This is a genomic window from Streptomyces araujoniae (genome assembly GCF_050871195.1).
Classification (GTDB): Bacteria; Actinomycetota; Actinomycetes; order Streptomycetales; family Streptomycetaceae; genus Streptomyces; species Streptomyces bacillaris.
On record NZ_CP194070.1, the window covers coordinates 7,458,673 to 7,485,488 of the forward strand.

14 protein-coding genes are annotated in these 26,816 nt (G+C 72.2%); 8 read left to right on the forward strand and 6 right to left on the reverse strand.

All coding sequences use genetic code 11. The annotated features are described in order from the left end of the window. Positions 1–40: 40 nt before the first annotated feature. Both ACQ9ZG_RS31540 and ACQ9ZG_RS31545 read right to left on the reverse strand, forming a co-directional pair. On the reverse strand, positions 41–733 hold the full coding sequence (locus tag ACQ9ZG_RS31540; protein ID WP_109915334.1) for a hypothetical protein: 693 nt from the start codon (positions 731–733) through the stop codon (positions 41–43). A gap of 148 nt (positions 734–881) precedes the next feature. Then, a complete protein-coding gene (locus ACQ9ZG_RS31545) occupies positions 882–1,241 on the reverse strand; it encodes a tetratricopeptide repeat protein (RefSeq protein ID WP_109915335.1) in 360 nt (119 codons plus the stop codon). A gap of 164 nt (positions 1,242–1,405) precedes the next feature. On the opposite strand from ACQ9ZG_RS31545, the gene ACQ9ZG_RS31550 reads away from it, so the two are divergent. The 4 genes from ACQ9ZG_RS31550 (at position 1,406) to ACQ9ZG_RS31565 (ending at position 15,100) form a co-directional block, all read left to right on the forward strand. Continuing rightward, positions 1,406–2,371 (forward strand): pirin family protein, encoded by a 966-nt coding sequence (locus tag ACQ9ZG_RS31550; protein ID WP_099220121.1) that lies wholly within the window; start codon positions 1,406–1,408, stop codon positions 2,369–2,371. A gap of 845 nt (positions 2,372–3,216) precedes the next feature. Next, a complete protein-coding gene (locus tag ACQ9ZG_RS31555; RefSeq protein ID WP_109915336.1) occupies positions 3,217–4,473 on the forward strand; it encodes an MFS transporter in 1,257 nt (418 codons plus the stop codon). Further along, a complete protein-coding gene (locus ACQ9ZG_RS31560; protein ID WP_499281475.1) occupies positions 4,473–7,814 on the forward strand; it encodes a type I polyketide synthase in 3,342 nt (1,113 codons plus the stop codon). The genes ACQ9ZG_RS31555 and ACQ9ZG_RS31560 overlap by 1 nt, the downstream gene beginning before the upstream one ends. Next, a complete protein-coding gene (locus ACQ9ZG_RS31565) occupies positions 7,811–15,100 on the forward strand; it encodes a MupA/Atu3671 family FMN-dependent luciferase-like monooxygenase (RefSeq protein WP_499281476.1) in 7,290 nt (2,429 codons plus the stop codon). Before ACQ9ZG_RS31560 ends, ACQ9ZG_RS31565 begins: the two co-directional genes overlap by 4 nt. Before the next feature lie 401 nt (positions 15,101–15,501). On the opposite strand, the gene ACQ9ZG_RS31570 is transcribed toward ACQ9ZG_RS31565, so the two are convergent. Beyond that, positions 15,502–17,400, reverse strand: coding sequence for a pentapeptide repeat-containing protein (locus tag ACQ9ZG_RS31570; protein WP_109914572.1), 1,899 nt, complete (start codon positions 17,398–17,400; stop codon positions 15,502–15,504). A gap of 618 nt (positions 17,401–18,018) precedes the next feature. On the opposite strand from ACQ9ZG_RS31570, the gene ACQ9ZG_RS31575 reads away from it, so the two are divergent. Together ACQ9ZG_RS31575 and ACQ9ZG_RS31580 are read left to right on the forward strand one after the other, a co-directional pair. Then, positions 18,019–19,242, forward strand: a complete 1,224-nt coding sequence (locus ACQ9ZG_RS31575) for an MFS transporter (RefSeq protein WP_499281477.1) — start codon at positions 18,019–18,021, stop codon at positions 19,240–19,242. Beyond that, positions 19,239–20,324, forward strand: coding sequence for a sugar ABC transporter permease (locus ACQ9ZG_RS31580; protein ID WP_499281478.1), 1,086 nt, complete (start codon positions 19,239–19,241; stop codon positions 20,322–20,324). The genes ACQ9ZG_RS31575 and ACQ9ZG_RS31580 overlap by 4 nt, the downstream gene beginning before the upstream one ends. Here the strand turns inward: ACQ9ZG_RS31580 and ACQ9ZG_RS31585 are convergent. Next, entirely contained in the window at positions 20,311–21,501 is a 1,191-nt protein-coding gene (locus ACQ9ZG_RS31585; RefSeq protein WP_109914257.1) for an acyl-CoA dehydrogenase family protein, read from the reverse strand. The genes ACQ9ZG_RS31580 and ACQ9ZG_RS31585 overlap by 14 nt on opposite strands. A gap of 166 nt (positions 21,502–21,667) precedes the next feature. On the opposite strand from ACQ9ZG_RS31585, the gene ACQ9ZG_RS31590 reads away from it, so the two are divergent. Continuing rightward, complete coding sequence (locus tag ACQ9ZG_RS31590; RefSeq protein WP_499281479.1) at positions 21,668–23,452, forward strand: CoA transferase; 1,785 nt, start codon at positions 21,668–21,670, stop codon at positions 23,450–23,452. Further along, positions 23,449–25,137 (forward strand): AMP-binding protein, encoded by a 1,689-nt coding sequence (locus ACQ9ZG_RS31595; RefSeq protein WP_415737826.1) that lies wholly within the window; start codon positions 23,449–23,451, stop codon positions 25,135–25,137. The genes ACQ9ZG_RS31590 and ACQ9ZG_RS31595 overlap by 4 nt, the downstream gene beginning before the upstream one ends. 49 nt (positions 25,138–25,186) lie before the next feature. On the opposite strand, the gene ACQ9ZG_RS31600 is transcribed toward ACQ9ZG_RS31595, so the two are convergent. Further along, positions 25,187–25,990, reverse strand: a complete 804-nt coding sequence (locus ACQ9ZG_RS31600; RefSeq protein ID WP_109917140.1) for a metal ABC transporter solute-binding protein, Zn/Mn family — start codon at positions 25,988–25,990, stop codon at positions 25,187–25,189. Beyond that, positions 25,948–26,793: a metal ABC transporter permease gene (locus ACQ9ZG_RS31605; protein WP_109917142.1), complete on the reverse strand. Its 846-nt coding sequence runs from the start codon at positions 26,791–26,793 to the stop codon at positions 25,948–25,950. The genes ACQ9ZG_RS31600 and ACQ9ZG_RS31605 overlap by 43 nt, the downstream gene beginning before the upstream one ends. Positions 26,794–26,816 lie beyond the last annotated feature (23 nt).

Genomic DNA, 26,816 nt, shown 5'->3' on the forward strand with positions numbered 1-26,816 from the left:
CACCCGCGGGAGCGGGCCCGAGGGCGGCGAGGGAGTGCGGTCAGGGCGCTGAGGGTACGGGGGAGCGGGCGTCGCCGTCGCGCAGCGCGTCCTCCATGAGGCGGGCGGTGTTCTCGACGAGGCCCTGGAGCCCTTCGCGCACGTCGTGGGCCTTGCTTCCGTACGGGCCGTACGCGGTCACCGTGAGCAGGAGGTCGCCGTTCCACAGAAGAAGGGCGCGGCCGGGGCGGCCCTGGTCGTGGACCGGCTTCGCGTACGCGGTCCGGTGCACCCGCTCCGGCCCACGTCCGTGCACCCGGTCGAGATCGTGCCTGGTGCGGTACGCGCGGTGGGCGGGTGCGCTCTCCTCGTACACGGCGGCGCTCGTGTAGAGCCTCCATGGCGCCCCGTCCGGGCCCGTGAGGCCGGCCAGGCAGCCCGTCTGCCGATAGCGGGGCCGGTCGCCGCCCTCTCCGATGTCCTCCCTGACACCGGGGTCGGCGGAGTCGGTGGCGGAGCCGATGTCGAACCCCTTCGCGAGCGGCTCGCCCGTGAGCGGTGCGCAGGGCGTGCCGGTCCAGCGGTGCACCCCCGGGGTGCGGGCGACGAAGTTCCCGGAGGATCCGGCTGCGCCACCCCCGTCCGGGCCGCCGCCGGAGCAGCCGGACACGGCCACGGCCGCCGTCGTCACCGCCGATGCGATCAGCGCGGCCACCCGCGCCCGGCGTAACGCGGCATCCCTGGATCTGCGCATGTCCCCCGCCCCTTCGTCCCGGAAAGCTCATTATCGGGTGCTCGTACCGGCGGGTAAAGCAGGACAGGGCCGCACGGGACGAGGGCCGCACCGGTTCGGTGCGGCCCTCGTCCCCCGGTGCGGCCGGCCTCCTATCAGGCTCCCCGTATCAGGCTCCGTTCCCCGACTGCCCGAAGTCGCCGGAGAGGGCGGCGGCCAGCCGCAGGTGCGTGGCCGCCTCGGCCTGCCGCCCCTGGCGCTCCAGGGTCCGGCCCAGCATGAGGCGCGCGTAGCTCTCCACCGGGTCGCGCTCCAGGACCGCCCGCAGCTCCTCCTCGGCCCGCGCGAGCCGGGCGGAGTGGTAGTAGGAGCGGGCCAGCAGCAGCCGCGGCGCGACCTGCTCCGGCGCCTCCTCGACGAGCCCGCCCAGAATCCGGGCGGCCGTGAGGTACTCCTTGGCCTCGAAGAACAGCTGCGCCCGGTCCCACCGGTCGGCGGCCGTGCCGAACTCGTAGTAGGTGTCGTTCACGTGCGCTCCTCCTCATCGGGCGGTCCGCCCGCCCGGGGCGAACCCCGAACCGCCGTCCCGCTGTACGTTCAGCCGTGACAACACTCCATAATGGTTGAACATTCCACTAAAGCTCCGGCGTGGGTGCCGACGCTCCATGCCCGTACGGGAATAGGTTGAGCGCCATGAGCAATCTCGATCGCCAGGCCACACCCTCCGTCTGCGGAGGGCGCGGCTTCGTCGTCGCCGAGCCGGTCCGTGAACTCCTCACCCCCCGCCGCGTACCGCTCGGCGAGTCCACCGAGGTGCGCCGGCTGCTGCCCAACCTGGGCCGTCGCATGGTGGGCGCGTGGGCCTTCGTCGACCACTACGGTCCGGACGACATCGCGGACGAGCCCGGCATGCAGGTCCCGCCGCACCCGCACATGGGCCTCCAGACCGTCAGCTGGCTCCACGACGGCGAGGTCCTGCACCGCGACAGCCTCGGCAGCCTCCAGACCGTACGCCCCCGCGAACTGGGCCTCATGACCTCGGGCCGGGCCATCAGCCACTCCGAGGAGAGCCCCAAGCCGCACGCCAGGTTCCTCCACGGAGCCCAGCTCTGGGTGGCCCTCCCCGACGAGCACCGCCATGTCGAGCCGCACTTCCAGCACCACACCGACCTCCCGGCCGTCACCGCCCCCGGCCTCACCGCCACCGTGATCCTGGGCGAACTGGACGGCGCGGCGTCCCCCGGCACCGCCTACACCCCGATCGTCGGCGCCGACCTCGCCCTCACCGGGGGCGCGGAGACCCGCCTCCCGCTGGACCCGGACTTCGAGTACGCGGTCCTGTCGATGTCGGGAGAGGCCGAGGTCGACGGCGTACCCGTGCTGCCCGGCTCGATGCTCTACCTGGGCTGCGGCCGCCGGGAACTCCCGTTGCGCGCCCTCTCCGACGCGGGGCTGATGCTCCTGGGCGGCGAGCCGTTCGAGGAGGAGATCGTGATGTTCTGGAACTTCATCGGCCGCTCCGGCGAGGAGATCGCACAGGCGCGAAAGGACTGGGAGGAGGGCTCGCGGTTCGGCGAGGTGCAGGGCTACGACGGTGCCCGCCTGCCTGCCCCGGAGCTGCCCGCTACCCCGCTGAAGGCGCGCGGAAGGGTGCGCTGACCTGCAGATTCCTCTGTACGGGCTGACCGTGCCGCCACTGGCGGACTCCATTCCGGGGCCTCGATCCGCATGCTGTCCAGGGCTCGGGCTCCGGCGCCGTAGGTCGGGGCTCGGGGCTCGGGGCTCGGGGGTCTGGTGGATGTGGCAGGAGGTACCTCGAGTCTCGCGTTCGAGCTTGCGTGTCAGGGATCGATCGGATCGATGCTGACTTCCTGCTGACCTCCCGCTGACTGTCTTGATTACCTGTCAGGCTGTGGTAGCCGTCTGCCGCCCACATGCCGGAATCCCATCCCGGACGGATGTGCTGAATCCTGCCCGGGTGCCGTAGCGCCCGGGCGCGAACTCGTCCGGCCGGCTGGGCGCGACGTCGTTGGGTGACTCCGCCGAGCTGCGCCGGGCCCGCAAGCGCGTATCCCGTCGGTGAGCATCCGTCGCAGCCGGCCGCTGCGGTAATGCCCGGCTTCGGCGAGGGCGCGAGCCGGAGCGGCCCGATCGGCCTGTCTCGCGCTGTGCTGCCCGCCCATCGCCGCCGGGGAGTTGTCCGACCACCACCGGCGACTGAACTCCTGCCGGGTCAGGGCTGCCGCTCTCTCCATGGCGCAGGGCATTCCGCCCGGTCGGGGTCGGCTGGGGCCCCCGGTGGAAGGGGGCGAAGTCTGTGGCGCCTGAGCTTTGAGGGCTTGGTGTGAACCCCGTGGCCGGTGGGCATGGCTTGAGGAATTGGCAGGTGCATGAACGACTCGTGATCCGTATGGAGGGGGCGTCGCCCCGGGTCTTTGCGGCATCTATCGAGGGTCCGGTGGGTGGCCAGTGGCGCTGCCGACGCTGTCTCCGAAAGGTTGCGAATGAAGCACTTCCGGCTGCTCGTCCTCGGTAACGGCTTATCTGCGTACGGCAGTTACCTGAACATGGTGGCGCTGAACGTCTTCGTCTACGACGTCACGGGCAGCGCTTTGGCCGCAGGGCTCTTCATGGCCGTGCGGCTGGGGACGAGTGTGGGTTCGGGCTTCGTGAGCGGGCGTCTGGTCTCGACCTACGACCGGAAGCGCCTGATCATCGGTGCGGACCTCTGCCAGGCCGTGGCGCTTCTGGCCCTGCTCCTCGCGCCGGAAGCGGGCCGGCTTCCTCTGCTGTACGGCCTCGCCGTGGTCACCGGATTCTGCTCCACGCTCTCCCAGGTGGCCCTGCGGAGCAGCGTCCCGGAGATCGTCGGGCCCGAGCGGCGGGCCCACGCCAACGGCCTCCTGGTGACCGGCCGTTCACTGGCGATGATCGCCGGATTCTCCTCCGCGGGCGTCGTGGTGGCGCAACTGGGCTACACGGCGGCCTTCCTGCTGGACGCATGCACCTTCCTGGCGTCCGCGACCATCCTCATGCTGCTGCCGATCCGCACGAGGGCGTCGGCGGGGAAGGACGCGGACACGGAGGAGAGCGGGGACGGGGCCGGACGACGGTCCCTCAGGCTGCTGTGGGCCACGGTGCCGGTACTGATGGCGATGATCGCCCTGCGGGCCGTGGACGGTCTGGGCTCGTCCTCGCACAACGTCGCGCTGCCCGTCTACTCCAGCATCCTCGACCCCGAGCACCCGGCCACCTTCATCAGCCAGTTCTGGGCCACCTGGGCCGTTGGCACGATCCTCGCCCAGCAGGTGCTGGCGCGCTACACCCGCCGGAGCGGCCGCACCTTGGGGGAGCGGGCCTTCGCGATCGGCGCCTGTGTCATGTCGGCGGCGTTCATCGTCGTGTTCACCGGTCTGCCGACCGGGCTGACCCTGGCGGTGGCACTCGTCGCCGGGGCGGCGGACGGCCTCACCGAAGTCGTCTACGTGTCCCGCCTCCAGACGGTGCCCGACTCGGAGCGGGGCCGGATCTTCGGGCTCTCCGCCTCGGTCGAGAACGCCGGGTTCGGGCTGGGCATGCTGGTCAGCGGTTTCCTCCTGGACCGCTACTCCCCGCTCCAAGTGGTCGCCTCCCTGCACGGCCTCGCCATCGCCGGATGCCTCACCCTGCTGGCCTACCTCGTGCTGCGCCGCCCCTCCGCCGAACCGGACGCCCGGGTGCGACCACCCGGTGGTGGCGTCCTGCGCAAGGAGCGTGGCTGATGGGCACCGGCGGACCGGACCCGCGCCTCGCCGTCATCGGGATGGCTTTCCGGCTCCCCGGCGCGGACACGCCGGAGGACCTGTGGCGCGTCATCCGCAACGGAGAGCGGCGCTTCACCCGGTTCAGCCGGGAGGAGCTGAAGGCGGCGGGGGTGCCCGAGGAGCTTTACCGGCGCGACGACTTCATCGGAACGTCAGCCGTCCTGGACGACATCTCCGGCTTCGACGCCAGGCACTTCGGGATGAGCGCCCGCGAGGCGCGTCTCACCGACCCCCAGCACCGGCTGTTCCTGGAGTGCTCGCAGCACGCGCTGGAGAACGCCGGCTATCCGGACGAGCGGGGCGGGAGGCGGATCGGGGTCTACGCCAGCGCCGGCTACCACCTCTACAACATGCAGTCCTACCTGCTCAACAACGTGCTGCCGAGCGAGGACATCGGTGACTGGCTGGCCGGTATGCAGGTGATGGTCGGCAACTTCACCGACTTCAACGCGACCCGGGTCGCCCACCGGCTCGGCCTCACCGGCCCCGCCGTCAACGTGCAGACGGCGTGCTCCAGTTCGCTGGTCGGCGTGCAGCTGGCCGCCCACTCGCTACTGCTCGGCGAATGCGACATCGCGCTGGTCGGCGCCGGTTCCGTCCATGTCCCGCAGGTCCTCGGCTACCACTACGTGAAGGGGTCGATCCTCTCCAGGACCGGTGATCTGCGGGCGTTCGACGCGGCCGCGAACGGCACCGTCGGCGGCACCGGCGTCCTGGCCGTCGTACTCAAGCGACTGGACCGGGCGCTCGCGGACGGGGACACCGTGCACGGCGTGATCCGCGGCTGGGGCGTGTGCAACGACGGTGCCGGCAAGAAGGCGTACGCGGCTCCCAGCGCGCGAGGCCAGCAGAACGCCGTACGCCGTGCCTTGGACCACGCGGGCGTCAGCGCGGCCACCATCGGCTATCTGGAGACCCATGGGACGGGGACCCTCAAGGGCGACCCCATCGAGCTGGAAGGAGCGACGGCGGCGTACCGCCAGGACACGGACCGCACCGGCTACTGCGCTCTCGGGGCCGTCAAGACCAACATCGGCCATCTCGACGTGGCGTCCGGCCTGGCCGGTCTCGTGAAGGCGCTGCTGGTGCTCAAGCACGGGGTCATCCCTCCGATCGCCGGCTTCTCCGAGCCCAATCCGCTGCTCGAACTTGAGACCGGCCCGTTCTACGCCCCCCGCTCCTTGCGGCCGTGGCCCGAGACGGGCTCCCCCCGGCGGGCCGGGGTCACCTCGCTCGGTATCGGCGGCACCAACGTCCACCTCGTCCTGGAGGAGGCTCCCGAGCCTCTACCGCGTCACGCGGCCGCCGCCCCGCCCGACGTCCTCCTGGTCTCCGCGACGAGCGACGAAGCCCTGGCCGACAACGTACGGTCCCTGCGCGACGCCCTCCGCAGACGGACGGCTCTGCCGCTGGCCGACCTGATCACGACCACCGCTCTGGGCCGGTCGCACGGCCGTCACCGCGCCGCGTTCAGGGGAAAGAGCCCCTCCGTACTGGCGGACGCCCTCGACGCCTGGCTCGTCGGCCCCGGTCCGCGCGCCTCCGCCGACGACCCCGGCCCATCGCCGGAGGGGACCGCCGGGGTGGTGTTCCAGTTCACCGGCCAAGGGGCTCTCCGCCCCGGTGCGGCAGCCGACCTGTACGAGCGGTTCCCCGTCGTACGCGAGGTTCTCGATGCCTGCGAGGCACAGCACCGCCACCTCACCGGAGAATCGTTGCTGCGGCACCTGCTGGCCGATGGGACGGACGCCCCCGGGAGTCTTCTGTCAACCGCGGCTGCGCAACCGGCCCTGTATGCCCTTCAATGCGCCCTGGTCCGGCTCTGGGAGGAGTCCGGCATCCGCCCCCGCGCCGTGACGGGCCACAGCGTCGGGGAGTACGCGGCACTCTTCGCGGCCGGGGCCCTGTCGCTGGCCGACGGCCTCGAACTCAGCGCGCACCGAGGCCGCCTGATGCGCGACCACTGTGAGCCGGGCACGATGGTGGCGGTGGCCCTGGAACGGGAGTCCGCTCTGGAACTGAGCGCCGCACACACCGGCCTGGAGGTGGCCGTTGTCAACGGAGAGCGCTCCCAGGTGCTGGCCGGTCCCGAGCCGGTGGTCCGCCGGGTGTGCGCGGTCCTCGACGAACGGCGCATCGCGTACGAGCGCCTCGCCGTGGACCGCGCCTTCCACACCGCCGCCGTGGAGCCGATGCTCGACCGGTTCGGGAAGGTCCTGGCCCAGAGCTCCCTCACTCCCGTACACACCCGCTTCATCAGCTCACTCGACGGCCGGACCCGCGAACCGGGCTGGATTCCGGACGCGGACCACTTCCTGCGCCATGCCCGCGAGCCCGTTCGCTACGACGCCGCGCTGCGTTCCGTCGCAGTCGAACAGCCGGCCGTCCTGCTGGAGATCGGCCCGCACACCACGCTGAGCGGTCTGGCCCGCCGCTCCCTGCCCACCGTGCGGGTGACCCCGTCACTGCACCGCGGCACCGGACTCGGCGCGCTCTTCGGCGCCGCCGCGACACTGCACAGCGCAGGAGCGGACATCCGCTGGGAGATCTTCCTGGCGGGCACCGGAGGGCGGCGCGTCCCGCTGCCCGGCTATCGCTTCCAACACCGCCCCTACTGGGTCGGCAGACCTCCCAGGAACCCCGGACCCGAGTCCACCGCAAGAGAGGAACGCACAGTGACGGCAGAGACGATGGAAACGCGGCACCTGTTGGACGGCATTCTCGGTGTGCTCTCACGTGCCTTCGGCGAGGATCTGACCACGCTCGCGGCCGACACCCCGTTCTTCGACCTCGGCGCGGACTCACTCCTCATGATCAACGTGCTGCGGGAGATAGAGCAGGAGCACCAGGTCAAGGTCACCATGCGGGAGCTGTTCGACGAGACGGGAACCCCCCGACTGCTCGCCGAACTCGTCGCCGCGCGGCTGCCCCGGGAGCACGGGAGCGCGCCCGAGACCCTCCCGCGGCCGCGTGCGGCGGAGCCGGTGACCGCGCGGACACCGGCCCCGGAGCAACGGCCGCCCGGCGACTCGGCGCTCACCGCCACCCCGGCTTCCGTCGCGGCTCAGCCCTCGCACCCGGCCGCTGTCCCGAACGCCGTCCCGGCTCCGGTCTCCGGTTCCGTCAACGGCCCGCAGGACAACGGGTTCGTCACCCGGCAGGAGTTCCTGGAGCTGTCCCGGCGGGTCCACCAACTGTCCCAGATCCAGCTGCAGATGCTCTCCCAGCTCTCCCAACTGCTCACCCTCCAGGCCAGCACCGCGGCAGCGCCTCTCGCCGGGGACGGGGAGCCCCGATGAGCGAGCAGCAGGAGATCGCGGCCGCCCTGGACCGCGACCTGGCCGCGATGGCTCAGCTGGCCGACCGTGTCACCGCGCAGATGAACGCCGGACCACCGGCCGCCGCCCCCGTCGCCGCTGCCGCCCCGGTCATGGGTTCCGGCGCTGCGCCCGCCACGGACCCGGACGCCGCGCGCGGCTCCGAGGAGGCCCGGGTGCACGGGCCGCGCGTCGAGGTCGCCCCCGGCACGGGCATGGTCGGCGCTGCCTCGCCCGCCTCCCAGCAGGAGCACCTCGACGACCTTCTGCGCCGGTACACGGCACGGACCGAGGCCTCCCGGCGCCTGGCCCAGCGCCACCACCGTCGTCTCGCTGACAGCAGAGCCGTCGTGGGCTTCCGCAGGGCGACCAAGGAGATGCTGTACCCGATCGCCGCCCGGCGCGCCCAGGGGGCGCGGATCGAGGACATCGACGGCAACAGCTACACCGACATCACCATGGGGTTCGGCGTACTCCTCTTCGGCCACGAACCCGACTTCGTCCGTGAGGCCGTACGTGAACACCTCTCCCGGGGCATCCGGCTCGGCCCACGCGGTGTCGAGACGGGCGAGGCCGCCGAGCTGCTGTGCGAGCTGACCGGGATGGAACGGGTGGCGTTCGCCAACTCCGGTACCGAAGCCAACGCCGCGGCCATCCGCCTCGCCCGGGCCGCCACCGGCCGCGACCGCATCGTCGCTTTCGAGAGCTCCTACCACGGCCACGCGGACCAGGTCCTGGGCCGGCAGTCCGGGGAGAAGACCGTGCCCGTCTCCCGAGGCATCCCCCTCAGCGCGGTCGAGGAGCTGACGGTCCTCCGCTACGGCAGCGAGGACGCTCTGCACGCGATCGAGCGGGACGCCGAACGCATCGCCGCGGTCATCGTCGAGCCGGTGCAGAGCAGGAACCTCTCGCTCCAGCCGGTCGAGTTCGTGCGCAGACTGCGCGAGCTGACAGCCCGGCACGGCATCGTGCTCATGTTCGACGAGATGCTCACCGGGTTCCGGCCCGCCCTGCGCGGCGCACAGGACCTCTATGGTGTCAGCCCGGACCTCGCCACCTACGGAAAGCTCCTCGGCGGCGGATTCCCCATCGGCGCCGTCGCGGGCCGCGCCGACATCATGGACGGCATCGACGGCGGTTACTGGAGTTACGGGGACGACAGCGGCCCCACCGCCGACACCACCTTCTTCGGCGGGACCTACCTCCAGCACCCCGTGGCGATGACCGCCGCCCACGCCGTGCTCACCCACCTCCGGGACCACAGCCCCCATCTGCAACAACGGCTCAACGAGCGCACGACCCGCCTGGCCACCGGGCTGAACGGGTTCTTCGAGGCCGAGGAGTACCCCCTGCGCATGGCCTGGTTCGGCTCGCAGTTCCGCTTCGAGCACCGCGCCGACATGGAACTCCTCTACCACCACCTGATGCTGCGCGGCGTGCACGTATGGGAGTGGCGCAACTTCTTTCTCTCCACGGCACACACGGACGGCGACATCGAGCAGGTGGCCGATGCCGTGCGCGGGTCATTGCGGGAGTTGCGGCAGGCAGGCTTCTTCCACTCGGCCAGGGCCCTTTCCCAGCGGCCCAGGACCCGGCAGCCCCTCCCGGCGGAGAACCAGGCAATCCCGGCCCCGGCGCGCACGGCCACATCTCCTGCGGCACCTGCCACCGGAACCGCCCCGGCCTGTGAACCCACCGCCTCCGCGGCCTTCCCCTCGCGACGCGCGGACTTCAGCCTCTACTTCTTCGGTGACTATCCGGAGGAGGGCCCCGGCTCACCGGAGGGCCGCTACGAACTACTGATGGAGGCGGCACGGTTCGCCGACGAGCACGGGTTCGAGGCGCTGTGGATGCCCGAGCGGCACTTCAACTCCTTCGGCGGACTCTTCCCCAACCCCGCCGTCCTCGCGGCGGCCCTGGCCCGCGAGACCCGGCGCATCCGCCTCAACGCGGGCTCGGTCGTCATGCCGCTCCACGACCCGATCCGAGTGGCGGAGGAGTGGTCCATGGCGGACAACCTCTCCGGTGGACGGGTCGGCCTCGGTGTGGCCAGCGGCTGGAACGCCGCCGACTTCGTCTTCTTCCCCGAGCGCTTCGGACGGCACAAACAGGAGATGTACGACCGCCTCGCCGACGTGCGGCGCCTCTGGCGCGGCGAGGCCCTGCTCCGGAGGACCGGCGACGGAGAGCGGGAGATCCGGCTCTTCCCCCGACCGGTGCAGCCGATGCCGCCGCTCTACACGGCGGTGGTGGGCAACCCGGAGTCGTACGAACGGGCCGCCGAGCACGACCTCGGCATCGTGACCAACCTGATGACCCAGGACATCGACCAGCTCAGGGACAACATCTCCCGCTATCGCCGGGCCCGCGCCCGCCACGGTCTCGACCCGGACGCCGGGCGGGTCGCCGTCCTGCTCCACACCTACCTCGGCGCGGACCACGACACGGCCCGGGCCGACGCCTTCGAGCCGATGGCCCGCTACATGCGAGCGTCCCTTTCCCTCTTCAGCGGCGTCACCAACAGCCTCGGCGTCACCGCCGACCTGAAGTCGCTCAGCGAAGACGACCTGGACGTGGTCTTCCGGCGGGCCTACAGCCGGTACTGCGACCAGCGTGCCTTGATCGGTGACGTGGACTCCACCCTGCCCGTGGCCCAGGCGGTCGCCGACGCGGGCGCGGACGAGATCGTCGCGCTGGTCGACTTCGGCGTCGGCCCGGATCAGCTGCGGGCCGGGCTGCCCCGGCTGGACGCGCTCCGCCGTCGCCACCGGGACCGGCAGCCGTCCATGCCGGGGGCGCCTCTCTCACCTGGCCAGGAGCGCATCTGGTTCCTGGAACGCCTGCTTCCCGGGCGCACGGCCTACAACGAGGTCAAGGCGATCCGGCTGACCGGCAGCCTGGACGCCGAGGCGCTGCGCAGCGCCGTACGGCGGCTCGTCGCCCGCCACGAGATGCTGCGCACCGTCTTCCGGGCAGTCGGCGACTCGGCGGTCCAGGTGGTACGGCCCTTCTGCGAAACGGACTTCGCCGTGGTGGACGGCACCACGGAAGCCGAGGACGCCGTACGCGAAGCACTCCATCAGGAGAGCAACCGCCGCTTCGACCTGGAGAACGGACCCCTGTTCGTCACCCGCCTCGTCCGTACCACCGCTGACGAGCACGTCCTGGTCCTGTCCTTCCACCACATCGTGGTGGACGCCGCGTCGGCGACCGTGCTGTGCCGGGACCTCTCCGCCTTCTACCGTGCGGAGCTGGACGGCACCGAGGCCGCTCTGCCCGAGCTGGCCTGGAGTTACGCCCAGCACGCCGTTGAGCAGCGCGCGGCGGTGGCCGGCCCCGACACCGAGCGCGATCTGGCGTACTGGCTGCGGGCGCTCGGCGGAGACCTTCCCGTCCTCCGACTGCCCACCGACCGGGCTCGCCCGGCGGAGATGGCCTCCGAGGGCCGCGCGGTCTTCCACTCCCTCGACGCAGGCTTGAGCGACCGGCTCAGGCAGCTGGGCCGACATCACCGCGCCACCCTGTTCATGACGCTGATGACCGGCTGGGCGGCCATGCTCCAACGCGTCACGGGGCAGGAGGACATCGTTATCGGGGTCCCCGTCTCCGACCGGCCCGCGCGGGCCGAAGAGCTGGTGGGCTTCTTCGTCAACACGGTGGCCCTCCGCGTCGACCTCACCGGCGATCCGGCATTCGCGACGCTCTTGGACCGGGTGCGGGCTGCGGCCCTCGACGCCTACGACCACGCGGCAACGCCGTTCGACGAGGTGGTACGAGCCCTGGCTCCACCACGCGGGACGGACCGTACACCGGTGTTCCAGACGCTTGCCGAGTTCCAGTCGGACGAGCCGTTCCGTCTCGACCTCCCCGGCGTCGAGGCAGCGGCCCTGGACGCGGGCCCCGACAAGGCGCTGACCGATCTGACGGTCTACTTCACCGACCTGCCGGAGGGCATTCGGTGCCATCTGGAGTACAACGCGCAGCTGTTCGACCCGGCCACCGTCGACCGGTTCTTCGCGGTCTTCCGCGATCTGCTGACCGCTGCCGTCGAGCGGCCGGGCACACCGCTCTCTGTGACAGCGCGGGAACCGGCCGACGGCGACGAGGTTCCGGAGAACTGGTGCAGAGGACCCCTGCGTCCGGTCCTCGACACCACCGTCCACGACTGGGTGGCCCAACGCGCGGCCGAGCATCCCGGCCGGACCGCGGTGGTGGGCGCGGATGCCGCGCTGACGTACCGGGAGCTGGACGAGGCAGCGGAACGGCTCTCCTCCGTGCTCACGGAGTCCGGGGCCGGCGAGGGCCCGGCACCCGTGATCGCTGTCCGGCTGCCACGCGGCCCGGAGTTCGTCACCGCCCTGCTCGCCGTCGCGAGGGCGGGGTGCGCCTATGTGCCTCTCGACCCGGCACTCGGCGCCGCCCGTGCCGCGCAGGTCATCGCGGAGAGCGGCGCCCGGTTGGTGGTCAGCGGGCCGGACGCGGCGCGGGAGCTGGGACTTCCCGCGTCCGTGCAGGTCGTCCCCCCGGACGCCGTACCGACCGGCGACACGGGGCACCGTTCTCGTCCGACGCCGGACAGCGCACTCTCCTCCCCGTTGGCCGTCATCTACACCTCGGGCAGTACGGGCACGCCCAAGGGGGCCGTACTCACCCACCGGGCGGTGGTGGATCTCTGTCAGTGGCATCACGCACGATGCGCGCCGGACGACGAATACCGCGCCGCCATGGTCTGCGGCCAGAGCTTCGACGCATCGCTCATGGAGGTCTGGCCGACTCTGACGGCGGGCGGCACCCTGGTGGTCGCCGACGACGAGACCCGCCGCGATCCGCTCGCTCTGGCCCGGTGGCTCACCGGCCAGAAGATCACGTTCAGCATCATGCCGACGGCACTGGGGGAGGAGCTGCTCCGTCTGCCGGCGGCCGATCAGCCACCGCTGCGCCATCTGCTGCTGGGCGGCGAGACGCTCAACCGTCGGCCGAGGCCGGAAGCCCTCTACGAGACCCTCAACGTCTACGGTCCGACGGAGGCGACCGTGCTGTGCGTCGTCGACACGGTCCTGCCCCTGGCGGAGAGCGCCGACGCGGTCGACGGGGCGGACGTCGCCCCGATCGGCCGACCCGTGGACAACGTCACCGTGCGTGTCGTGGACGCCTCGGACAAGCCGGTACCCATCGGCACGGTGGGGGAGCTGCTCGTCGGCGGCCCCGGCGTCGCGCAGGGGTACCTGCACCGGCCCGACCTGACAGACGAGCGGTTCACGACCCTGCCGGAAGGCGACGGGGAGACTCGCTGCTACCGCACGGGCGATCTGGTCCGCTGGACGGCGGACGGACGACTGGTCTTCGTGGGCCGTACCGACGACCAGGTGAAGATCCGCGGATTCCGGGTGGAGCCGGAGGAGGTCGCACAGGTTCTGGGCCGCCTCGACGGTGTCCGCCAGGCAGCCGTCATCAGCCGCCGCCGAGACCATGGTGAGGCGGTTCTCGCCGCCTACGTGGTGCCCACCGAGCCGGTCTCCGGAGAGCCGGAGGTACAGGCCCGCCGCACGGAACGATGGACCCGGGAGCTGGGCCACCGCCTCCCGGAGTACATGGTGCCTCGCCTGTGGTGCACTCTGCCTGAACTGCCGTTGAACAGCAGCGGCAAGCTGGACCGGGCACTCCTCCCTCCGGCCGTTCCCCCGGCCGTGGCAGATACCGGTGAGACCCGTGATCCTGACCGGCCGACGTCCGAGGATGCCGCCATCACATCGGTGGAGAAGGGACTCCGTAACCTCTGGGCGGCCGAACTCGACCTCACCGATGCGGGTGTCGACCCGGATGTCTCCCTCTTCGACCTGGGCGGGCACTCCCTGACCGCGATGAGGCTGGTCAATCGAATCCGGGAGACGTGGGGGGTCGAGTACCCGTTGACACACCTCTACCAGCAGCCCACGCTCCGTGCCCTGACGGAGTTCGTGGACGAGGCCCGGTCGGGGCGGGTGGTCCGCCGGGGTCCGGCCACCGAACAGCAGACCCGCTTCGCCACCCTGCACTCCCGCCACGCCAGGCCGCAGGTCTTCAACGTGGCCCTGAGCATCACCTTCACGGGCCGACTGGACCGCGCAGCCCTGCACGGCGCACTGGAGGACCTGGTGCGGCGTCATGAGTCCCTGCGGACACGTCTGGTACGCGAGAGCTCCGGCACCTGGCGGCAGGAGGTGCTCCGGTCCGGGTCGCTCGACCTGCCCGTCGAGGACCTCACTTCGCGCAGCGAAGTGGAACGGCGTGAACAGCTGCGCCGGTTCGCGGAGCAGGCGGTGGAGACGCCCCTTGACCCCTTCACGGGAGACGTCCTCTCCACCCGTCTGCTGCGCACGGGTGAAGAGGAGTGGGTGCTGCTGTTCGTGACGCATCACTGCACGTGCGACGGGTGGGCGTTGACCACGCTGTTGAAGGAACTCGGCGCCTTTTACCGCGCCGCGACCACCGCCGCCGGTCATGGTCTGTCACCCGTGGCGCCCCAGCAGGTGGAGTACGCGCACTGGCAGGCCGCCCATCAGGAGGCGACCGACGGTCGCCGTACCGACTACTGGTTGGAAGAGCTGGCCGACGCCCCCTTCACCCTGGACCTGCCCCTGGACCGGCCGAGGCCGGACGTGCTCAGCGGCCGGGGCGGAGTCGTCCGATTCACGGTTCCCGCCGAGGTCCGGGCCGCTGTGGAAGGCCTGGCGGCCCGGCGGTCGACCACACCCTTCGTCGTGGCGGCGGCCGCGCTCGGACGACTGCTGACGACGAAGGCCGAGCAGGACGACGTGGTGATGAACATTTCCTACGCGGGCCGGGAGAGCCGTGAGTTCGAGTCCCTGGTGGGCTGCACGGCCACGGGGTTCGCCCTGCGGGTCCGCGACGCGCGCTCCGGCTCCTTCGCCGAGCTCACGGACCGGGTCACGAGCACGACCGTCCTGGGCATGGAACACGCCATGCCGCCACGCCGGGTGGCCCCGGCGATGCGGCAGCGCAAGGGCATTCGCATACCGGAGGGTCTGGCCATCGGCCTGGCGTACGAGAGTTCGTTGGACACCGGCATCGACATGCCGGGACTCACCATCACGGTGGCGGAGATCGCCCCTGCCGCTTCCCGGTCCGAGTTCATCATGGTGCTGTCCCCGGCTGGTGACGTTCTGGAGGGAGCGGTGGAGTACTCGGCGGATCTCTGGGACCCGGCGACGGTCGAGGCGTGGGCGCGGGACTATGTGCGGCTGCTGCGGGAGGGCGCGGAGGAGTAGTCCCCCGCCGACGGGACGGACCGGCGCACTCCTCCTCGGGAGGGCGTACGCCCTCCGTTCCGGCGATCGGCCGGGATGGTTGAAGGCTCTGCTTCGAAAGGCCGGTAGATCGACAGCGGTCCTGGGGCGCGCACCGTTCGAGGGCGACCGGGCACTCTTCGCCGACGCTCTTCTTCTGCGGCCCGCACATGGCCGGAGTCGACCACCGCCCGCGACCGGTCGAGGCGGGCCGCCGCGTGGCGTCCGGCAGCAGCGCTTCGTGCGCTGCTGCCGGACGTCGGCATCGCCAGTCCCGCAACCTCCGCCGGCACGTCATGCCCGAGCCGAAGCCCAACTCCTGACGCGGACACGGCCAAGAGGACCGAACCGCCTCGTTGTGCCGGCCGCTGTTGGACAGCTGCTCACGGCTGGGGGGCTGGAACGATCGCAGGGAAGGGGCCCCAATGGACCAGTGCTGACGTCTGGACACGTGAATGCCGGAAGCTGACGACACCGGTGGTGTACGTCGAGTCGGTAAAGTTGACCTGGCTGCCGGAGAACGCCGATCGGTCGAAGGAAACCTGGCCGCCGGAGAATGCCGAGCGGCTGAAGGAAACCTCGCCGCCGGAGAACGCCGAACCGTTGAAGTCGACCTGGCCGCCGGTGTACGACGAACCTGCGAAGCTCACCTGACTGCCGGAGAATGCCGAGCGGCTGAAGGAAACCTCGCTTCCGGAGAACTCCGAGAAGCTGAAGTCGACCTGGCCCCCGAAGTGCGCCGCGAAGCTGAAGTCGACCCGGCCGCCGAAATGAGTCGAGAAGCTGAAGTCGACCTGGCCGTCGGAGAATGTTGAGCGGCTGAAGGAAACGTGGCCGTCGGAGTACTCCGAACCGTTGAAGTCGACCTGGCCGCCGGAGAACGTCATGAAGCTGAAGTCGGCCTCGCCGCCGGAGAATACGGAGCCGCTGAAGGAGACCCGGCCGCCCGAGTATTCCGAACTGCTGAAGGAGACCCGGCCGCCGGAGAACACCGAGCTGCTGAAGTAGGAACGGCCGCCGGAGAAGGTCGAGCGGCTGAAGTCGACCTGGCCGCCGGAGAACGTCGAGCGGCTGAAATAGATCTGGCCGCCGGAGAAGGTCGTGAAGCTGAAGTCGGCCTCGCCGCCGGAGAAGGTCGTGAAGCTGAAGTCGGCCTCGCCGCCGGAGAACGTCGAGCCGCTGAAGGAGACCCGGCCGCCGGAGTATTCCGAGCCGCTGAAGGAGACCTGGCTGCCGGAGAACACTGAGCCACTGAAGTCGACCCGGCCGTCGGAGAACGCCGAGCTGCTGAAGTAGGTCTGACCGCCGGAGAACGTCGAGCGGCTGAAGTCGACCTGGCCGCCGGAGTATTCCGAGCCGCTGAAGGAGACCCGGCCGCCGGATTGTTCCGAGCCGCTGAAGGAGATCTCGCCGCCGGAGAACGTTGAGCGGCTGAAGGAAACCTGGCCGCCGGAGAAGGCCGAGACACTGAGGTCAACCCGGCCGCCTGAGAACGTCGAGCGGCTGAAGGAGACCCGGCCGCCGGAGTATTCCGATCCGCTGAAGGAGACCTGGCTGCCGGAGAACACTGAGCCGCTGAAGTCGACCCGGCCGCCGGAGAACACCGAGCCGTTGAAGGAAACCCGACCATCGGAGAACACCGAGCCGTTGAAGGAGACCTGGCCGCCGGAGAACACCGAGCCACTGAAGTCACCGCCGTCGAAGGTGGCTCCGGTGAAGTCGAGGTTGAGTCCGCACCACGTGGTGCTGGTGGCAGGGTCTTGGAGATGGTCGTGAATAATGCGGATGATGGTCAGGCGGACTTCGCGTTCGCCATGCCGAAATCCGGGCTGGGCGGGGTCCGTGCTGTAGGGCATGCGGAGGTAGGCGCAGAGCACGTCGATGCATACCTGACGTTGTTCGGGCCAGTCATCGGCCAGCCGCGCCATGGCGTAGACGCCCGCGAGCCGGACGGCGGCCTGGTCGTGGCCAAGCTGCTCGGCGGCTTTGGCGTAGCGCTCGGTGAGCTGGGTGGCATCCGCCCGGTGGGAGGTTCCTTCGTCGAGGAGCTGTTTGCGGTAGGCATACAGGGCGGCGAGAACGGCGCCTATGAGGGTCAGCGTGGTCACGGTGGTGCTGATGACGTCCTGGACCTTGGCCGGCTTCCCCGTGCTCTCCCTGGCCAGGAGAGATTCCGCGCCGTGGTAGAGGCCGTAGGCGGCGGCTCCGACGAGAAGCAGTGCGGCAGGGGCGACGAGCCAGACGGGCCAGAGGTTGGGAGTATGGCGGCCGTCCTGCTTCACGCGGCGAGGGAAACGATTGGTCACAAGAGGGAGCCTGGTGGGAACGAGGGGAGCGACGGGCCGGATCGGGGAGTCTGTGACACACCCGTCGAGATCGACCGGCACCGAGGAGGGTCTTCGTCGCCGTTCGGGACGGTGGAGCCCGGGACGAGACGGAGTCGAGCACGGGTGTCGGCGTCGCCGAGGTGCCGGCCAGGCCGCTCGGCAGCCTGGACCGGCTGCAGCGTCGGCGTCGGGCGGCGGACAGGCAACTCGTTCGCGGCGGGGTGAGGTGTCGTGGGCGTCGGTAGCACCGGTGCTCACGGCCGCCGTCGCGGGCTCGGCTCCAGGGGCCGCTGGCGTCGGAGCAGGCCGACGGCGGCCTGGACCGTACCGCGCCGTGCTCGCTGCGGCCGAGGTGGCCGGCAGGCCCGCCGGTTCCGAAGGTGGAGGATGTGGTGCGCGATGCTGTTCCGCCCGGAGGGATGAGCCCTTTCCGGCCGAGTGGCCGAAGGGCGGCCCACGGTGAAGGCTGCCCGGGCGGATCCAGTGGATGGGACGGGGGAACCGGGGCGCCGGTTCATCCGACTGTCTTCTCGGTAGGTCGTGACCCCTGGTACTGAAGGAACGGAGACTTCTGTGGTGGCAGAGGGAACTACGGCAGCGGCTTCGTCCGGTGCGCGGGACCGCGAACCCCGCACGGTGACCGCGCTGCTGACCTGTGCCATGGCGTTCTCGATGCTTCAGCTGTTCCTGATCGGCGCTCTGGGGCCCCGACTGGTCGATGGGCTGGGCATCTCTCCCACGATGCTGGGGCTGACGACCACGGTCGGCTTCGGCACGGCGGCCGTCCTGTCGCCCGGCGGCGGCCGGATGGTCGACCGCATCGGCCCCCGGCGCGCCCTGGTGCTGTTGTTCCTTCTCTCCGCCGCCGCCCTCGCGCTGATCGGGGCCGCTCCCGGGGCAGGGCTGCTCCTCGGGGCGGTCGCCCTGGGGGGAATACCGCAGGCTCTGGCCAACCCGGCCACCAACAAGGCGATCCTGGCCACCGTCGAGCCCGCCCGGCGCGGCGCGGTGACCGGCCTCAAGCAGTCCGGTGTGCAGTTGGGGGCGTTCGTCGCGGGGCTGCCGCTCGCCGCGCTCGCGGGCGGTCTCGGCTGGCGGGGCGCGGTCTGGACCGCCGCGGCGGTGGCGCTGCTCGGCGGCGTGTGGGTGCTGCGCGCTCTGCCAACGGACCCGCCCGCCGCGTCGGTCCCGCCCGCCCGGACGTCGTACGTTCCACGGGGGATGGTGGCCTGGCTCGCGGGGTTCTCCCTCTTCCTGGGCGCCGGTATCGCCTCCGTGAACACCTACCTGGCCCTGTACGGGACGGAGCGCCTCGGGATGGGGGCCACCGTGGCCGGTGCCCTCGTCGCGGTCCTCGGGGTGGCGGGCATACTCGGGCGGATCTGCTGGTCCAAGGCCGCCCGTCCGGGGCGGGCCGAATGGCTGCCCGCGCTGCTGGCGGTGGGCGCGGTCGGCGCGGCGGGCCTGCTGGCGGGCGGGCTGGTGGCGGTGCCGCTGGTGTGGGTGGGGGCCGTCGCGGTCGGGGTCTTCGCCGTCTCCGGGAACGCCGTGTCGATGGTCCTGGTCATGCAGCGGGCCGCGCCCGGACGGGCCGGAGCGGACTCGGCGCTGGTCGCGGCGGGGTTCTTCGCCGGGTTCGCCGTGGGGCCGCCCCTGTTCGGTGTGCTCGCCCAGGGGACCGGTTACGGGGCGGGCTGGTCGCTCGTGGCGGTGGAGTTCGCCGCCGCCGGGGTGGTGGCCCTGCTCTGGGGCGTACGGGACCGGCGGACGCGGGCGGGGAAGGGGCAGGAGGCGTGAGGGCCGGGGGCCGGGCGCTGGAGGCCGTCCTCGGCCGGGTGGCGGTCACCGAGGCTGAGGTCGGTGAGCGGTTCCCGTTGTACGCCGAGCCCGGGGACGGGCGGTGGACGACGACCGCACGCGGTTCGTGGACCGGAGGCTTCTGGGCCGGGCTGCTGTGGCTGCGCGCGCGGGCCACGGGCCGGGCGGCGGACCGGCTGGCCGCCGCCCGGTGCACGGCCCGGCTGGCGCCATGGGTGGAGGCCGACACCGCCACCCGGGGGCTGATCCTCTGGTACGGGACGGCTCCGGCCTTCGACACACCGGAGGCCGATGAGCTGCGCGCGAGGGCGGGCCTTGCCTGCCTCGCCGCCTTCGACCCCCGGGCCGGGATCGTGCCGTGGGGTGCGGCGTTCGGCGGGCCGCGGCTGCTGGCCCGGGCGGATGCCGTACCGGGGCTGGTTCCCCTGCTGTCCGGAGCCGGTGGCGACGGGGCGGCCGCGGGCGCGGCGCACCTGGAACGCCACCTCGGCCTCTTCCTCGGCCAGGCGGAGACCGGGGGAGATCGACGACCGCACCCGGCCTGGCGGTTCGACGCGGCAGGAGGATGGCAGCCCCGCACCGACCCCGCACCGGGCTGGAGCAGGGGCGAGGCGTGGATGCTGCTGGCGGTCGCCGACGCGCTGCTCGACCCGGGGGTACCGGCCGCGCGGGCGGAGCGGCTCGCCCGGGACGCCGGCCGGCTGCTGGACCGTACGGGAGCGCTGACCGGGCCGCTGGTCCCGGCCGCCGACACCTGCGTGCCCCGGGGAGTGCCGGACACCTCGGCCGCGGCGATCACCGCCGTGGCGCTGCTGAAGCTCGCGCACACCGGGGCGCCGTGGTCGAAGGAGTGCTCGGCCCGGGCGGAGGCGGTCCTGGACCGCCTGGCCGGGGAGCATCTCACCGGACCGGGAGCGGGGCGCCCGGCGGGCATGCTGCTCGACGGCTGCTACGACGCGGCCAAGGGCCTGGCGGTCCGCCATGAGCTGATCTGGGGCGACTTCTTCCTGGCCCTGGGGCTGGCCGTGCTCGACGGTCTGGTCGACGTCACCCGCGTATAGGAGAACCGGGTGCCCAGCCGTGGTCGCGCAGCACCCGGCGGGCCACCGAGGTGATGTGCAGCTCGTCCGGGCCGTCGAGGATACGGGCCGCCCGCCCGCCCCGGAACAGGGACGGCAGCGCGGTGTCGGGGCCCAGACCCGCCGCGCCGTACACCTGGATGGCCGAGTCCGCGACCTGCTGGAGCATCCGGGCGGCGGCGACCTTGGCCAGACCCACTTCGGTACGGGCGTCCTGCCCCGCCGCGATCAGGGCGACCGCCTCGTGGACCAGCGGCCGGGTGGTGCGCAGGGCCAGGAGCGCGTCGAAGACGTGCTGCTGGACCAGCTGGTTCCCGGCGAGCGGGCCGTGCGATCCGTCCCGGGTGGCGGCGCGTTCACACATCAGCTCGAAGGCGCGCTGGGCCTGCCCCAGCCAGCGCAGGCAGCGCAGGGTGCGGCCGAGCGCGAGCCGTTCGCCGGCGATGGCCAGAGCGTCGTCGCCCCTGCCGAGGACATGGTCGGCGGGGACGAGGACCCGGTCGAGCGCGATCTCGTACTGACCTGAGGCTCCGAACACGGGCAGCTCGCGCACGACGCGGAATCCGGGTGAGCCGGTCGGGACGGCGAACAGCGTCAGCCCTTCGCGGTCGCCCGCCGTGCCCCCGGTGCGCGCCATCACCGTGACGAGATCGGCGCCGTCGGCCCCCGAGGTGAACCACTTGCGGCCGGTCACCGACCAGCCGCCGTCGGGCCGGGGCTCGGCCCGGGTCCGGGTGAGCAGCGGGGCGGAGCCCGGTACGTCCGGCTCGGTCATCGCGTAGCAGCTGCGCAACTCGCCCGAGACAAGCCCTCCGAGGTACTCCTCACGTACCCGGGCGCCGCCGTACCGGCCCAGCATCAGGACATCGAGCAGCGGGGCCGAACCCAGCGCGGCGGGGCCGTGGTCGCTGGCGCCCTCGGACTCGGCCAACGCCGCGTACTGCTGGAACGTCAGCCCGCCGCCGCCCAGTTCGGCCGGGAGCGGCAGGGCCCACAGCCCGGCGCCGCGGGCGGAGTCACGCAGCCCCCGGAGTGCGACGGCCCGGTCCGCACCGCCCGCGTCCAGCGCGGCCTCGGCGGGGATCACCTCCGTACGCACGAAGCTGTCGACTCGCGCTCTCAACTCCGTCGACTCGCACTCCGGTTGGAATGCGCTCATGTGGGTGATGGCTGAATTCTTCATTGCATTCCCCATATTTCCGGGAACCTGTGGGAACCCCTGTCCGACTCTCTGTCTGTGGAACTGGTCGGGTGAGCGCCCTGCCGAGTTCCCGTGTCCCGTTCGACCTGGGCGACGGCCGAGGCCGCGCCGAGAGAGGAGAGGCATGACGTCCACCGCAACCAGGCGGCCGCTCCGGCCGCTCGACAGGCTGGATTTCACCGTGTCAGGGCCCCCGCAGCTCACCGAGGCCGTCGCCCGCCACCTCCGGTTGCTCGGGGCACGGGGGGAGGAGACCGGAGGGGGAGACCGGGCGGGCCGCATCGCGCTCGACGGCGACGGCCCGGGCCCGGTCGGCGCCACCGTCGCCTGGGCCGATCCGGCGAGCGGGCTCGTCGACGAGGCGACCGTCCAGGCCGCGACCGGCGTGATGGCGGTCCACGGGCGACGCGGGGGGAGCCCGCGCGGACTCGCCGTCGACTACACGGCGTCGGCCACCGCCGTCATCGCCGTCCAGGGGCTGCTCGCAGGGCTCATCGGGCGGGCCCGGGGGACCGCGTCCCCGCACATCACGGCACGCGCCGACCGGGCCGGGCTGCTGGCGGTGTCCCAGTACCTCGCGGCGGCCGGGGCGGACGAGGGCGAGTCCACCGAACTCGCCCCGGGCGGACCGCCCTTCACCTCGGCCGAGGGCGTGCTGTTCGAACTGGAGACACTCGACCCGGCCGCCTGGGCGGTGTTCTGGCGTGCCCTGGACGCCCCCGCCGACGCCCTGCGGGCGGGCTGGCGGCCGTTCCAGTTCCGCTACGCCACCGCCTGCGCACCCTTCCCCGAAGCGCTCCACGCCGTGACCCGGGCGCACCCCCTCCCACGGATCCGGCGGGCCGCCGCGGAAGCCGGCGCCGAGATCTGTGTACTCCGGACCCTCGCGGAACGCGCCGCCGAGGACGACGGCGCGGCACCCTGGTCGCTCCGGCCCCTCACCGACCGTCCGGCCCCGGCGAGTTCCCGGTCGCGGGCCGTACCCACGTCGGCCGGGCCGCTCGCGGGGCTGACCGTCCTGGAGGCGGGGCGGCGTATCCAGGCGCCGCTCGCCGCCCACCTCCTCGGCCTCCTGGGGGCGGAGGTGATCAGGATCGAGCCGCCGGGCGGCGATCCGCTGCGGGGCATGCCCCCCGCCTGTTCCGGGATCTCGGCCCGCTGGCTCGCGCTCAACCGGGGCAAGAAGGCGGTGGAGATCGACATCAAGGCGGCGGGCGACCGGCGCCGGCTGCGGGAGATGGCGGCGGAGGCCGATGTCTTCCTGCACAACTGGGCCCCGGGCAAGGCCGCCCAGCTCGGTCTCGACGCGGAAGACTTCGCCGAGGTCAATCCGGCTCTCGTCTACGCCTACACCAGCGGCTGGGCCGGACGGGTCCAGGGCGCCCCCATGGGGACCGACTTCATGGTGCAGGCCCGCACCGGGGTGGGCGAGGCGGTCCGTCCCGAAGGCGAGGCGCCCGCCCCGTCGCTGATGACCCTGCTGGACGTCCTCGGCGGACTGCAGGGCACCGAAGCCGTACTCGCGGGGCTGCTGTCCCGCGAGCGCACCGGCGACGGCGTACGGGTGGAGTCCTCACTCCTGGGGGCCGCCGACACCCTCACCGGCCCCGCGCTCCGCCGGGCGGCCTCCGGAAGGAACGCCAGGCGGTCCGCCGGATTCCGGCACCCGCTGCCGACCGCCGACGGCTGGATCGCCCCCTCCGACGCGAGCGCCGCGGCGGCCGCCTCGTACGACCTCCGGGCACTCTCCACGAGCGACGCCCTGGCCCGCCTCGCCGAGCGCGGCCTCACCGCCACGCGCGTCACCACCGACCTCTCCACCCTCCACCACGACGCGCGCCTTCCGGGCGCCGTCAGCCGTGACGCGCACGGTGCCCCTGCCGTCCCCGACCCCTGGAGCTTCGCGTGACCCTCACCCTCAACGACCTGCTGCCCGCCGAACTGCGCCGCTCCTGGGTGGTCGACGGAACCTGCCCCGGACTCGACCTCTACAGCCTGTTCCGGGCCCGGCAGATCGCCGACCTGCACCGCACGGCCGTCCTCGACGCCAAGGGCAAGCTCTGCTACACCGCCCTGGACCGCAAGGTCCGATGTCTGGCCACCGGGCTCAGAGCCCTCGGCGTGGCCGAGGGGGACGTGGTGGGGGTGCAACTGCCCGACAACCGCAACGCCGTCATAGCCGATCTGGCGCTGGCCGCCCTCGGCGCCGTCGCCCTGCCGTTCCCCGTGGGGCGCGGCCCCCTGGAGGCGGAAGGCCTGCTCCGCCGGGCCGAGGCCGTCGCCGTCATCGCCGCGACGGACCACCGGGGCAGCCGGCACGCGGCCGACCTGCGGGCCCTCGTCCCGAAGGTGCCGTCCCTGCGGACCGTGGTGGCGGTCGGCCCCGGCCCCGCACCGGAGGGAACGACGCCGTGGACGGAGCTCCTGCGCAGCGACCCCGGCGGATTCGTCCCCGCGCGCCCCGACCCCGACAGCGCCGTGCGCATCCTGGTCTCGTCCGGTTCGGAGGCCGAGCCGAAGATGGTCGCCTACTCGCACAACGCACTGGCCGGCGGGCGCGGGAACTTCCTCGCCTCGCTGGTCCCGGACGGGAAGCCGCCGCGCTGCCTCTTCCTCGTACCCCTGGCCTCCGCGTTCGGTTCGAACGGTACGGCCGTCACCCTGGCCCGGCACGGGGGGACACTGGTCCTGCTCGACCACTTCTCACCCGACGCGGCTCTCGCGGCCGTGCGCGAGCACCGGCCCACCCACGTCCTCGGCGTCCCCACGGCGGTCCGCATGATGCTGGAGCGGCTCGACACGACGGACGGGGCACTGCCGGCCCCCACCGCCCTGGTGCTGGGCGGCGCCCCGCTCGACGAGACCACCGCGCGGGCCGCCGCCGAGGCCTTCGGCTGTCCCGTGGTCAATCTCTACGGCTCCGCCGACGGCGTCAACTGCCATACGGGCCTGGGCAGCAAGGTGCCCCCGACCAGCACCTCGGGAACCGTGGCGGGCCGCCCCGACCCCCGGGTCGCCGAGATCCGCATCGCCGCCCCCGAGACCCACGAACCCCTGCCCGACGGCGAGATCGGCGAGATCGTCTCCCGCGGGCCCATGACACCCCTGTGCTACGTGGGCGCCCCGGACCTCGACGCCCGCTACCGCACCCCCGACGGCTGGGTCCGCACCGGAGATCTCGGCCGCCTCGACGCCGACGGGGTCCTGCACGTCGTGGGCCGCCTCAAGGACATCGTGATACGCGGCGGAGCCAACATCAGCCCGGCGGAGGTCGAGCGGGAGCTCCGCTCCCACCCGGAGGTCCGGGACGCGGTGTGCCTGGGGATCCCGGACCCCTTGATGGGGGAACGGCTGGCGGTCTGCGTGGTGGCACGGGGTGAGGAGCCCCCCACGCTGGAGGCCTTGGGCCGGCACCTGGCGGCGGCGGGGCTGGAGCGGCGCAAGCACCCCGAACGGCTGCTCGTGGTGGCGGAGATACCCCTGACGGCCGCGGGCAAGCCGGACCGTGCCATCCTGCGGGAACGCCTCACCGGCGGCCCGGGGGCGGCGCGCCACGGTGATTCCGGGGCGGTGCCTCTCGCCCGTACCCCCTGACGCCGAGGCCCCGGCGGCCTGTCGCCGCCGGGGCCTGACCGGGCCTGGGTCAGGAGGCGCCCATGGCCTTCTTCAACTCGGTGGCCGCGTCGCGGTACACGGAGATCAGATCGAGGTCGTCGCCCGGGTAGTTGACGATCTTCACCTGCTCGGCGCCGGAGTCGGGGAGCACGGTCCCGGTCGACATGTGGGCGTTGTCGAGCACCAGCGCCGGCTTCTTCGCGGAGAGTTCGGCGAGCTGCGCCGGAGTCACCGCTTCCGGCCCGTAGGTCCCCGCCACGGTGGCGCCCGCGAGCTTCGCGGCCCAGACGGTGAAGACCTGGGAGACGACGGAGGGGGCCCCGCCCTCGGGCCAGGCGCCCTGGACCTCCTTGTTCAGCCGGTCGTACTCGGTCCCGAAACCGGCCTCCCACTTCTTGGCGGCGTCCTCCGTGCCGAAGAGCGCGCCCAGCTTCGCCACCTCGGCCCGGACCTTGTCGGGGTCGTTGTCGAGGTTGACCTCGACGAGTTCGGCCCGGGAGCCGGCGGCTTCCTTGATCTTCTCCGCGTAGGGCTCGAAGGGGGCGTACAGCACGAAGTCCGCCTCGGCCACGGCGGCGAGGTCGGAGGGCTTGGGGTCGTAGTCCGGTGCGTGGTGGACGGACTGGGGGACGATCACCTGGATGTCCTCCGCGCCGGCGGCCTTGGCGAAGGCTCCTTCCCAGGTGGTGGTCACGACCACGACCGGCTTGTCCTTCGGGGCCCCCGGGGTGCCGGCGGACCGGGGTTCGTCGCCGCTTCCGCAGCCGGCGAGGAGGGCGGCTCCCGCGCTCAGTGCGAGGAGGGAAGAGATACGGACGCGGGTGCGCGCCATGAGCTGATTCTCCGTTCGGGTATGGCATGCACGACGAGGACGACCGCCCCCGCCGTCAGGACGAGTACGGGACCGGGCGGCCAGTCCAGCCACAGGGCCAGCAGGAAGCCGGTCGCGTTGACGACGACCCCGATACCGATCGCCCAGAGGGTGATCGATTTCAGCGAGGTGCCCAACCGACGGGCGGCGAGCGCCGGCAGGAGGGTGAGCGCGTCGACGAGGAGAGCGCCGGTGAGTTTGATCGCCCCGGCGACGGCGACCGCGACCAGGACGAGGAGCACGGTGGTGAGGGCTCGGACGGGCACGCCGGAGCACTGGGCGAGTTCCCGGTCGTGCAGGAGCAGGCCGATGTCGCGTCGCCGGGACCAGAAGAGAGCGGGAACCACGACCGCGAGGACGCCGAGCACGACCAGGTCGGACGTGGAGACGGAGAGGATCGAACCCCACAGGAGGGCGAAGGCCCCGGACGCGTTGACCCCTGAGACGGCGAGCAGCAGCAGCGCGGCGGCGACGGCCAGGCTCATCAGGAGGCCCATGGCCCCGGACAGGCCGTCCGGCGTGCGGGCGAGCGGGGCGACCCCGGCTCCGGCGAGCCCGCAGGCGACGAGCGCGCACAGCACCGGGTCCAGGCCGGTGAGCAGGCCGATCGCTATGCCGAAGAGGGCCACGTGCATCATCGCGAACCGGACGGGCATGATGTCGAGCCCGACGATGACCACTCCGATGACGGGGAGACCGATCGCCGCGAGGAGCAGGGCCGCCCCGGCCCGCTGTACGGGCATCAGCTGGAGCAGCGCTCCCATGTCCGCGGTGGCCAGGTGCACCG

What these genes read in the sequence shown, in the direction of transcription:
- ACQ9ZG_RS31540 (WP_109915334.1), bottom strand. Translation starts at nt 733, where the DNA reads ATGCGCAGATCCAGGGATGCCGCGTTACGCCGGGCGCGGGTGGCCGCG.
- ACQ9ZG_RS31550 (WP_099220121.1), top strand. Translation starts at nt 1,406, where the DNA reads ATGAGCAATCTCGATCGCCAGGCCACACCCTCCGTCTGCGGAGGGCGC.
- ACQ9ZG_RS31555 (WP_109915336.1), top strand. Translation starts at nt 3,217, where the DNA reads ATGAAGCACTTCCGGCTGCTCGTCCTCGGTAACGGCTTATCTGCGTAC.
- ACQ9ZG_RS31560 (WP_499281475.1), top strand. Translation starts at nt 4,473, where the DNA reads ATGGGCACCGGCGGACCGGACCCGCGCCTCGCCGTCATCGGGATGGCT.
- ACQ9ZG_RS31565 (WP_499281476.1), top strand. Translation starts at nt 7,811, where the DNA reads ATGAGCGAGCAGCAGGAGATCGCGGCCGCCCTGGACCGCGACCTGGCC.
- ACQ9ZG_RS31585 (WP_109914257.1), bottom strand. Translation starts at nt 21,501, where the DNA reads ATGAGCGCATTCCAACCGGAGTGCGAGTCGACGGAGTTGAGAGCGCGA.
- ACQ9ZG_RS31590 (WP_499281479.1), top strand. Translation starts at nt 21,668, where the DNA reads ATGACGTCCACCGCAACCAGGCGGCCGCTCCGGCCGCTCGACAGGCTG.
- ACQ9ZG_RS31600 (WP_109917140.1), bottom strand. Translation starts at nt 25,990, where the DNA reads ATGGCGCGCACCCGCGTCCGTATCTCTTCCCTCCTCGCACTGAGCGCG.
- ACQ9ZG_RS31605 (WP_109917142.1), bottom strand. Translation starts at nt 26,793, where the DNA reads ATGGGAGCGCTGCTCCAGCTGATGCCCGTACAGCGGGCCGGGGCGGCC.